9 protein-coding genes are annotated in these 9,579 nt (G+C 65.8%); 5 read left to right on the forward strand and 4 right to left on the reverse strand.

The window, feature by feature from the left end; genetic code table 11:
* Positions 1-59 precede the first annotated feature (59 nt).
* Together HP546_RS20175 and HP546_RS20180 are read right to left on the reverse strand one after the other, a co-directional pair.
* The gene (locus HP546_RS20175) at positions 60-698 is read right to left on the reverse strand and encodes a response regulator transcription factor (protein WP_172228687.1); all 639 of its coding nucleotides are present in this window, start codon (positions 696-698) and stop codon (positions 60-62) included.
* Complete coding sequence (locus HP546_RS20180; protein ID WP_172228689.1) at positions 695-1,972, reverse strand: ATP-binding protein; 1,278 nt, start codon at positions 1,970-1,972, stop codon at positions 695-697. The genes HP546_RS20175 and HP546_RS20180 overlap by 4 nt, the downstream gene beginning before the upstream one ends.
* 151 nt (positions 1,973-2,123) lie before the next feature.
* On the opposite strand from HP546_RS20180, the gene HP546_RS20185 reads away from it, so the two are divergent.
* The 4 genes from HP546_RS20185 to HP546_RS20200 are packed head-to-tail and all read left to right on the forward strand — an operon-like array spanning position 2,124 to position 5,862.
* Positions 2,124-3,317: an ABC transporter substrate-binding protein gene (locus HP546_RS20185; RefSeq protein ID WP_172228691.1), complete on the forward strand. Its 1,194-nt coding sequence runs from the start codon at positions 2,124-2,126 to the stop codon at positions 3,315-3,317.
* Positions 3,318-3,347: 30 nt separating this feature from the next.
* Entirely contained in the window at positions 3,348-4,337 is a 990-nt protein-coding gene (locus tag HP546_RS20190) for a YVTN family beta-propeller repeat protein (RefSeq protein WP_172228693.1), read from the forward strand.
* Entirely contained in the window at positions 4,334-5,074 is a 741-nt protein-coding gene (locus HP546_RS20195) for an ABC transporter ATP-binding protein (protein WP_172228695.1), read from the forward strand. The genes HP546_RS20190 and HP546_RS20195 overlap by 4 nt, the downstream gene beginning before the upstream one ends.
* Positions 5,071-5,862 (forward strand): ABC transporter permease, encoded by a 792-nt coding sequence (locus HP546_RS20200; RefSeq protein ID WP_172228697.1) that lies wholly within the window; start codon positions 5,071-5,073, stop codon positions 5,860-5,862. Before HP546_RS20195 ends, HP546_RS20200 begins: the two co-directional genes overlap by 4 nt.
* 36 nt (positions 5,863-5,898) lie before the next feature.
* Here the strand turns inward: HP546_RS20200 and HP546_RS20205 are convergent, their stop codons facing one another.
* Positions 5,899-7,098 (reverse strand): sugar transporter, encoded by a 1,200-nt coding sequence (locus HP546_RS20205; RefSeq protein ID WP_172228699.1) that lies wholly within the window; start codon positions 7,096-7,098, stop codon positions 5,899-5,901.
* A 202-nt stretch (positions 7,099-7,300) separates the two neighbouring features.
* Here HP546_RS20205 and HP546_RS20210 point away from each other — a divergent pair, with 202 nt between their 5' ends.
* Positions 7,301-8,617 carry a hypothetical protein gene (locus HP546_RS20210; protein ID WP_172228701.1) on the forward strand — a complete coding sequence of 439 codons (1,317 nt, stop codon included), beginning with the start codon at positions 7,301-7,303 and terminating at the stop codon, positions 8,615-8,617.
* Between the two features lie 164 nt (positions 8,618-8,781).
* On the opposite strand, the gene HP546_RS20215 is transcribed toward HP546_RS20210, so the two are convergent.
* Positions 8,782-9,579 (reverse strand): sugar phosphate isomerase/epimerase (locus HP546_RS20215; RefSeq protein ID WP_172228703.1); only part of this gene is annotated, 798 nt, incomplete at its 5' end.

Below are 9,579 nucleotides of genomic sequence, written 5' to 3' on the forward strand. Positions count from 1 at the left end.
CGGGTGGTCGTCCTGGCATTTTCTGCGCCTGTGCGATCGAGCGCCGCGCGGGGCTCCATTCACCCCGCCACCCTCACCACCCCCAGATCAATGCCCAAATGCACCAGCTCGGCGTGCGACCCGACCTGCAACTTGCTTTTGAGTAAAGTCAGATGATTGGACACCGTCTTGGCACTGATACACAACTGCTCGGCGATTACCCGCACCGGTGTCCCCTTGGCCAGCATCACAAAAATCTCCAGCTCACGCTGAGTCATGCGCTGCAGCCGCGGGTCGCTTTGCCCATGCTGTGAAGCGCAGGCCAGTTGCGTAGCCAACGGCTGCTCAATGTACGCATGCCCCGCCAGCACCCGCTGCACCGCCTCGATCAACACCTCGGGCGCCGAGTTCTTGGTCAGGTAGCCCGAGGCCCCCGCCTCCAGCGCCTGGCGCACCAACGGCAATTCGTCATGCATGCTGAAAAACAGCACGCGCAGCTGCGGCAGGCGCTGGCGCAGGCGGCGGGTAGTTTCCAGGCCGCTGATGCCCGGCAGGCCGAAGTCCATGATCACCAGGTTGGGCACCTGCTCGTGTACCCGCGCCAGCGCCTCCTCGCCACTGGCAGCCTCACGCACCTGCATCGCTGGCAACACGGCGCGCAGCAGGCTGGCATAACCCTGGCGAACCACGGCATGGTCATCGACCAGGACAATATTCATCGAACCTCCTCGGGAATAGTCAGGGCCAGCGCCCAGCCGCTACCGGGGCGGCTGAGGATTCGCAGCTCCCCGCCCAGGCTGCGGGCACGCTCGGCCATCGAATGCAGGCCTACCCCAGGTCGCTGGGGCTGGCGCGCACCGCAGCCATTGTCGCGAACAAACAGGCGCAAGCCATTGCCGCAGCGTTGCAGGCGTATCCGCACCTGGCTGGCGCCCGCATGCCGGGCAACGTTGGTCAACGCCTCCTGCAGCAGCCGATACAGATGCGTCCTGCTCGAATCGGGCAGCAGCGGCAGTTGCTCGCCGATCCGCAAGCGGCAATCGATGCCCTGGCTGGCCCGCCAACGGTTCACCAGCAAGCTGAAGGCTTCGGCCAGGGGCAGGTGTTGCAAGGCCACCGGATACAGGTCGTGTACCAGTGCGCGAAAGCCCTGTTGCAGGCGTTCGCAATTGAGTTCCAGGGCCAGCGCGGTCTGCTGCACTACCGTGGGCTGTTCGGCCGACAGGCGCAGCAGGCAGCCCTGGGCGCGAATACCCGCCAGGTATTGCCCCAGGTCATCGTGCAGGGCCTGCGCCAGCTGGGTGCGTTCCTGCTCCTGCACGGCCAGCAACGCCTGGGTCAATTGGGTGTTGTCGGCCCGGGCCTGCGCCAATGAGACCGTCATGTGGTTGAAGTGCTCAGCCAGTTGCCGAGCCTCGGGCAGGCCCGCCTCGCGTAATCGCGCAGTCAATTGCCCACCCGACACCTGGCGCAAGGCCTGCAACAGCTCATCCAGCAGCCCCAGGCCCCGCCGCACCGCCCAGCGGATGCTCACCAGGCTCAACAACAAAGCCACGCCACACAGGCCCAGCAGTTGCAACAGGGCTTCCCAGACCTCGTCGATCTCATCCCGCGCGTCGACGGCAATCAACACCCGGCGCCCGTCCTTCAGGTTCAGCAGCCGAGTGCTGTGGTGGCGCTCGCCAATCAGCTGGCGGCCCAGCCAGGCATCCAGCCCCGCCTCCTGCGGCAGCCGCGCCGTTTGGTTCGCCGCCAGCCAGTGCACCCGCACATGGCGCAGGCTTTGGGTCAACCGTGGCTGCAGGCTTGCCGGGTCACGTTCGGCGGTGTCACCCAGGTAGGCCACTACGGCTTCGGCGGACTGCAACTCACGTTCGACATCCGCCACCGCCTGGTGCAGCAGCACCCCGGCACAGGCCAGCGTCAGCAGGGCGAAGCACAGGGTGACACAAAGGTTGATCCGCCACAGGGCCGTCAGGTTGATCAGGCGCATGGGCAGGGTCTCCTCAGGGGCGCTGGGACCATCGTAAAACCGGGGCATGCGTGGCGAATTACTACCTTGGTACCGGCCGAGCGGTACTTTCTGCATATTTCCCGCTCCCGGCGGGCTTCCTATGCTGGCGCCATCTGCCGTGGAGTGTGTCATGCACCAGCCTGCCCGCCTTGCCCTGACCTGCCTGCTGACCTTGGTCGCGACACTGTCTGTCGACCTGGCGCCCGCGGTTGCGGGCCAGGCTGCAGCCGCGTTGCAAGTTGGCATCGGCTACCTTGGCTACCGCCCCGACCCAGGCCCGTTGCTGTCCAATATCATCCCCGAGCCCGCCGATGCCGGGCTGCAGGGTGCCGAGCTGGCGATCGTCGACAGCAACAGCACCGGGCGCTTTCTGCAGCAAGCGTTCCACCTGACCCGCGCCAATGTCGACACCCCCGCCGCGCTGCTGCAGGCCGCCAAGGCCCAGCATGACCAGGGCCTGCGATTGTTCGTGGTGAACGCCCCTGCCGCCAGCCTGCGCGCGCTGTCTGCGGCCCTGCCCGACAGCCTGCTGTTCAACGCCGGCAGCCCCGACGACAGCCTGCGCAGCAACCAGTGCCTGGGCAATGTACTGCACAGCTTGCCGGGCCGGGCCATGCTGGCTGATGCGCTGGTGCAGTTGCTGGTAGTGCGCAAATGGCAGCGGGCGCTGCTGGTGGTCGGGCAGACCGAGGACGACCAGGCCTACGCCGCCGCCCTGCGCCGCGCGGCAAAACGCTTTGGCGTGCAGCTGGTGGCGGAAAAAACCTGGACCTTCGACAACGACCAGCGCCGCAGCGCCCAGGCCGACATGCCGCTGTTCACCCAGACCGCCGAATACGACGTGGTGCTGGTGGCCGACGAGCGCGGCGACTTCGGCGAGTACCTGCCCTACCAGACCTGGTACCCGCGCCCCGTGGCCGGCACCCAGGGCCTGACACCTACCGGCTGGCACAAGACCGTGGAGACCTTTGGCGCGGCGCAGCTGCAAAAACGTTTCGAAGCCCAGGCCGGGCGCTGGATGAACGACCGCGATTTCGCCGCCTGGATGGCCGTGCGCAGCATCGCCAGCGCTGTCAGCAAACTGCGCCAGGCCGAGCCACGCGCACTGCAGCAACTGCTGCTCAGCGAACAGTTGCCGCTGGACGGATTCAAGGGCCGCAAGCTCAGCTACCGGCCGTGGAACGGTGAGCTGCGCCAACCGATCCCGCTGGTGCAGCCGCGCGCCCTGGTCAGTACCTCGCCGCAGGAGGGCTTCCTGCACCCGTTCAACGAGATGGACAGCCTGGGCTACGACAAACCCGAAGTGACCTGCAGCTACCCCTGACCCGATAACCACAACAACAAGGAATTCGCCATGCGCCGCTCCCTCTTCCACCGGGCCCTGCTGTACCCCAGCCTGCTGTCGGGCGCCCTGGCACTGACCAGCGGACATGCCATGGCTGCAACCGCCTGGGTCTCCAACGAGAAGGACAACAGCCTCAGCCTGATTGATCTGCAAACCATGGAGGTCACCGAGACCCTGCCGGTCGGCCAGCGCCCGCGCGGCCTGCTGCTGTCCCACGACAACAAGCTGCTGTACATCTGCGCCAGCGACTCGGACCGGGTGCAGGTGATGGACGTGGCCACCCGCAAGATCATCAAGGAACTGCCCTCCGGCAAGGACCCCGAGCAATTCGCCCTGCACCCCAACGACCGGTGGCTGTACGTGTCCAACGAGGACGACGCACTGGTAACGGTGATCGACACCGTGACCGACAAGGTGCTGGGGCAGATCGACGTCGGCATCGAACCCGAAGGCATGGCGGTGAGCCCGGATGGCAAGTGGGCGGTCAACACCAGCGAAACCACCAACATGCTGCACTGGATCGACACCAGCACCCAGGCCCTGGCCGAGAGCACCCTGGTCGATCAGCGGCCGCGTTTTGTCGAGTTCAACCAGGACGGGTCGCGACTGTGGGCTTCGGCGGAAATCGGCGGCACGGTGACCATCCTCGACGTGGCCACGCGCCAGGTGCTGAAAACCCTGAACTTCCAGATCAAGGGTGTGCACCCGGACAAAGTGCAGCCGGTGGGCATCAAGCTCAGTGGCGATGGCAAGTACGCCTTCGTTGCCCTGGGCCCGGCCAACCATGTGGCGGTGATCGATGCCAGCACCTACGAGGTAATGGACTACCTGCTGGTCGGCCGACGAGTCTGGCAGCTGGCGTTTACCCCCGACCAAAGTCAGTTGCTGGCCACCAACGGGGTCAGCGGCGATGTTTCGGTAATCGATACCAAAAGCCTCAAGGTGCTCAAGTCGGTGAAGGTCGGGCGCTACCCCTGGGGCGTGGTGGTCACGCCATGAACGCCCTTGAGGTCAGTGACGTGAGCTTCGCCTACGGCCCGCGCGAGGCGCTCAGACAGGTCGGGTTCAGCCTGGCGCCCGGGCGATTTGCCGCGTTGCTGGGCCCGAACGGCGCGGGCAAGTCGACTTTGATCGCCCTGCTGACACGCCTCTACGACCTGCAACAAGGCGACATCCGCGTGGGTGGCTGCTCACTGCGCGACCAGCCACGCGCGGCCTTGCGCCAGCTGGGGGTGGTGTTTCAGCAAAGCACCCTGGACCTGGACCTCAGCGTCGAGCAGAACCTGCGCTACCACGCGGCGCTGCACGGCCTGTCGCGGCGTCAGAGCAGCCTGCGGGTGGACGCCGAACTGGCCCGCCAGGGCCTGGGTGAACGCCGCCGGGACCGCGTTCGCGAGCTGAACATCGGCCATCGGCGCCGGGTGGAAATCGCCCGTGCGCTGCTGCATGAACCGCGCTTGCTGTTGCTGGACGAAGCCAGCGTCGGCCTTGACCCGGCCAGCCGGCTGGCGCTCAACCAGCACCTGCGGCAGCTGTGCCGGGAACACGACCTCAGCGTGTTGTGGACCACCCACTTGCTGGACGAAGTACAACCGCACGATGACTTGCTGATCCTGCATCAGGGGCGCCTGGTGGCCAGCGGCACGGCCGATAGCCTGAGCCTGGCGCACGGTGGCGACCTCGATGACGCCTTTGCTTGCTTGACCAGCACGCCCTCAGGAGCCCATGCCCGATGAACGCTTACTGGCAATGTTTCAATGGCATCCTGCAACGCGAATGCCTGCGGTTCGTGCTACAGCGCACGCGCTTGCTCAGCGCCCTGGTGCGCCCGCTGCTGTGGCTGCTGGTGTTTGCCGCCGGCTTTCGCGCGGCGCTGGGCATAGCAATCATCGAGCCCTATGACAGCTACATCCCCTACGAGGTGTACATCATTCCCGGGCTGGCCTGCATGATCCTGCTGTTCAACGGCATGCAGGGCTCGTTGTCGATGGTATATGACCGGGAAATGGGCAGCATGCGGGTGCTGCTGACCAGCCCGCTGCCACGGCCGTTCCTGCTGGCCAGCAAGCTGCTGGCAACCTCGCTGATTTCGCTGCTGCAGGTGTATGCCTTTCTCGCCATCGCCTGGTTGTACGGCGTGCAGCCACCGGCTGGCGGGTTGCTGCTGGCGCTGCCGGCGTTGTTGCTGGTGGCCCTGATGCTCAGCGCCCTGGGGTTGTTGCTGTCGAACGCGATCCGCCAATTGGAGAACTTTGCCGGGGTGATGAATTTCGTGATCTTCCCGCTGTTTTTCCTGTCTTCGGCGTTGTACCCGTTGTGGAAGATGCGCGAGGCCAGCCAGTGGCTGTACTGGCTGTGTGCGCTCAACCCCTTTACCCATGCCGTGGAGCTGGTGCGTTTTGCCCTGTATCAGCGGCTGAACCTGCTGGCGCTGGTGGTGTGCCTGGGGTTGACCGTGTTGTTCAGCTTGCTGGCGGTAGTTACCTTCAACCCCCAGCATGCGGCGCTGCGCAAGCCGCGCTGACAGGGGCTGAGGGCTATCGATTGGAGAGGGGGGTGTTCAGCTGCTTACCGCCTCCCGAAACCGGCGGATGCTGGCAACGGCCAGCAGCAACCCGACCACCGCCACGCTCCCCCCCACCAGGCCGATATGCGCCACGCCCGTCTGGCTGCTGACGATACTGCCCAACAACGCTCCACCGCCGATGCCGATGTTGTAGATGCCCGAGAACAGCGCCATGGCCACGTCTGTGGCGTCGGACGCCAGCTTCAGGGTCTTGGCCTGCAACGCCAGGCTGAAGCTCAGGATCGCCACACCCCAGAACATGCTCAGCGCAGCGAACAGATAGAAGTTGCCCGACATTGGCCACAGCAACAGCAGGCACGCGGCGAGCACGCCGATCGAGCCGACCAGGAAACCCTGGGGGAAGCGGTCGCTGTAGCGGCTGAACAGCACCGATCCGAACACCCCGGCACCGCCAAACAGCAGCAGCAACAACGTGGTGCGCTCGCCACTGATCTGCGCCACGTGCAGGGCGAACGGCTCGATATAGCTGTAGGCGGTGAACTGCGCGGTGATCACCAGGGTTACCAGCACATAGGTAATGACCAGCGCCGGGCGCTTGAACAGGATCGGCAGGCTGCGCAGCGAGCCCGAATTCTGGCTGGGCAACAGCGGCAGCGATTTCATCAGGCACAGCATGGTGACCAGCGCCACCCCGGCAATGCTCAGGAAGGTGATGCGCCAGCCCAGGGCCTCGCCCACCACACGGCCCAGCGGAATGCCCAGAACCATGGCCAGTGTGGTGCCGGTGGCCAGCAGGCCCAACGCCTTGGCCTGCTGGCCCGGTGGCGCCACACGCACCGCCAGCGAGGCGGTGATGGCCCAGAACACCGCGTGCGCCAGGGCAATGCCGATACGGCTGACCAGCAGCATGGCAAAGCTTTGCGATAGCCACGACAGCAGGTGGCTGACAATGAATACCAGGAACACGAAAAGCAGCAGGCGGCGCCGTTCGATATTGCGGGTCAGCAGCATCATCGGCAGCGAGGCCAGCGCCACCACCCACGCGTAGATGGTCAGCATCAGGCCCACCTGGGCGGTGCTCATGTCGAAGCTACGGCCGATGTCGCTGAGCAACGCCACCGGGACGAATTCGGTGGTGTTGAAGATGAAGGCAGCCAAGGCCAGCGCGATCACGCTCAGCCAGCTGCCGCTGCCCGCCGTCGGCGGCAGGTGGGTGGGTATGGGTCCGTTCATGGTGGAAACCGCTTCTCCGCACAAGGCGACAGGTCGCACGCCGACCACCCGCTTGCAGGGGTGACGACGTACGCTTTGTTATGGATAGGAATGGCCGGCATGGTACGCGTCAAGCCGGGGCCTCACAACCGCAAGGCAGGCAGAAGGAGTACCATGAGCGCTTTGTGTGAAACGCGTTTGCAACAAGGAGCCCGATCCACTCATGGACAAGCAGCACCCCCAGCAGCAGTGGCAGCAGGCGGTCATCGCCTATGCCCAGGCCGTCAACGACTACGTCGCGCAGGGCCGCGCGCAAGGCTGGGACAACCTCGAGGCGCCGCAGCCGCCGGCCACCGGGCACCTGCTGGATGCCTGGCAGGCGGCCCTGCAGGCAGCCAACCGCCCTGGCGTCGACGCGCAACAGCGCCAGGCCTTCCGCCAGGCCTGGCCCCCTGCGCACCACCCCCTGGTGCCGTTGCTCGATGAACACGGCCAAGGCATCGGCAACGTCCTGCTGCTGGAGGACGGCAGCCTGCTGGCCCGCATCGGCATGCCGCATGAGAAAGGCCAGGTGGTGCGAATCGACCAGCACGGGGTGACCCCGGTGATCGGCACAGACCACTTCGGCCGTTGCCCCGCTCGGCGCTATTTCGCTTTGGCCAATGCCGAGGGCGTGCGTGTGACCGATGGCTGGGGCGGTCCGCAGGTCCAGCGCCTGGCCTGGCCCACGGGGCTGGAGGGCTTGCCGCCCGGTTACCCGTTCGAGCCGTTCGATTTGCCCCCCACGCCAACAGCGCTGATCCCCTTCCCCGATGGCCAGCGGGTGCTGCTGGTGAGTGCCGAGGGTATCTTCGTGCTGGCCGGCCAGGGTGCGACCCGCCTGCTGCCACACCAGGCGCGGGTACTCGATGAACTGGCCGAAGGCACCGAACCGGAAGACATCAGCCTGGGGCTGAGCATGGAGCATGCGGCAATCTCGGTGGATGGCCGACTGATCGTGACCGGTGAGCAAGGCAGCCGGCACCTGGTGTTCAATGACCGGCTCGAACCACTGGCCGCAATCGGTCCTTGCAGCGAGTACCCGCACTTTGCGCTGTTCAACCGTGCGGGCGACCAGGTCATCCTCAATGCCTGCCACTTCTACAGCGGCGCCACGCTGGCGGTGAGAGTGGCCGATCTGCCGGGGCTGGATACCGACTACTACAGCCAGGACCCACGTACCCCGTTGATCCAGGAAGGTGCACGGGTGTACGCCGGGGTCGCGCGCGACGGCGAGTATATCGTCGGCGATGCCTATGGCTACCTGCGGGCATTTGGCGAAGATGGCAATGAGCATTGGCAGCATTACCTGGGTTCGACCATCAGTGCGATGGATGTCAGCGCCGACGGGCGTACGCTGGTGGCGGCGAGCCATGCGGGGATTGTTTCGGTAATTGCGCTGGACAGCGGGCGGCCGGCTTGGCAGATCGGCACCGGGGCGCATGGCGAGGTGCGGCGGTGGTTGTTCTGGAAGGGGTGGGACCGGGCGATGGCCTGGTGATTGATAGCGCCCGCATCTTTGTCGCCTGGCCTCTTCGCCGGGGATCCTACAGGGAGCGCTTCGGGGCGGACAGGTGCTTGCCGCAAGCGGTGCAGTGCCTGTCAGCCCCGATGCAATTTGTCAAAGTCGTAGCGCCCCCAGGACCCACGCATCCCCCAACCTTTTCAGACCAAGGCCAACACCGCCATGGCCTTCTCCAGCGCCATGCGCGCACGCTGCTCACCGCTGATACCCTGCTCCAGCAACTGCCGCGTAGGGATTTCCAGGCTCAGCGGCACGCTGGCCGGCAATGCCCGCAGCAGGCCGACCAGGTCGGCATCGCCCTCGCCCGGGAAGCGCCGCTCGTTGCGGGCCTGGCGCAGGATCTCGTCCATGTCGGCCGGTACCGGACCGGCGACGTCGCACAGCTGAGCATAGCGCATGCGCTGCGGCGCCAGCTGCAGCAGGTCGTCCAGCGACGAGCGAGAACGGTTGACGTGGAAGGCATCCACCAGCACGCAGCCATTGGCTCGGTCGGCGTTGGTCACTACCCGCATGGCCTGGCGCAAGTCAGGCACGTCGGTCCAGGGCATGAACTCCAGGTGCGGATGAATACCATAACCCGCCGCCAGGTCGCACAACACGGCAAAGCGTTCAGTCAAACGTGCTTCGTCCGGGTCGTTGCCCGCCACCAGCAATTCGCTGCCACCCAGCTCGGCACCCACCGCCAGGATCGGCTCGAAATCGGCTACACAGGTTTCCGGCTTCAGGCGCAGGATCTCCAGGTCGAGCACCTTGATGCCGGTGTCGCGCAGGCGCGCCTGGGTCTTCCGGCGCAGGTCGGCATCGGCGACCAGCGGGAAGTGCTGCTCCTGTTCGGTGGCCGGCACCAGGCGTAGGCCGACATGGCTGTAACCGGCGCGGGCCGCCGCCTCGATCATGTCAGGCGGGGAAAGCTCAAGCACCGTCAAGGCGGCCAGGGA

The sequence above is a fragment of the Pseudomonas sp. CM25 genome (genome assembly GCF_013179705.1).
GTDB lineage: Bacteria > Pseudomonadota > Gammaproteobacteria > Pseudomonadales > Pseudomonadaceae > Aquipseudomonas.

Excerpts from the sequence above, each read along its gene's own strand:
- HP546_RS20175 (WP_172228687.1), bottom strand. The coding sequence starts at position 698 with ATGAATATTGTCCTGGTCGATGACCATGCCGTGGTTCGCCAGGGTTAT.
- HP546_RS20180 (WP_172228689.1), bottom strand. The coding sequence starts at position 1,972 with ATGCGCCTGATCAACCTGACGGCCCTGTGGCGGATCAACCTTTGTGTC.
- HP546_RS20185 (WP_172228691.1), top strand. The coding sequence starts at position 2,124 with ATGCACCAGCCTGCCCGCCTTGCCCTGACCTGCCTGCTGACCTTGGTC.
- HP546_RS20190 (WP_172228693.1), top strand. The coding sequence starts at position 3,348 with ATGCGCCGCTCCCTCTTCCACCGGGCCCTGCTGTACCCCAGCCTGCTG.
- HP546_RS20195 (WP_172228695.1), top strand. The coding sequence starts at position 4,334 with ATGAACGCCCTTGAGGTCAGTGACGTGAGCTTCGCCTACGGCCCGCGC.
- HP546_RS20200 (WP_172228697.1), top strand. The coding sequence starts at position 5,071 with ATGAACGCTTACTGGCAATGTTTCAATGGCATCCTGCAACGCGAATGC.
- HP546_RS20205 (WP_172228699.1), bottom strand. The coding sequence starts at position 7,098 with ATGAACGGACCCATACCCACCCACCTGCCGCCGACGGCGGGCAGCGGC.
- HP546_RS20210 (WP_172228701.1), top strand. The coding sequence starts at position 7,301 with ATGGACAAGCAGCACCCCCAGCAGCAGTGGCAGCAGGCGGTCATCGCC.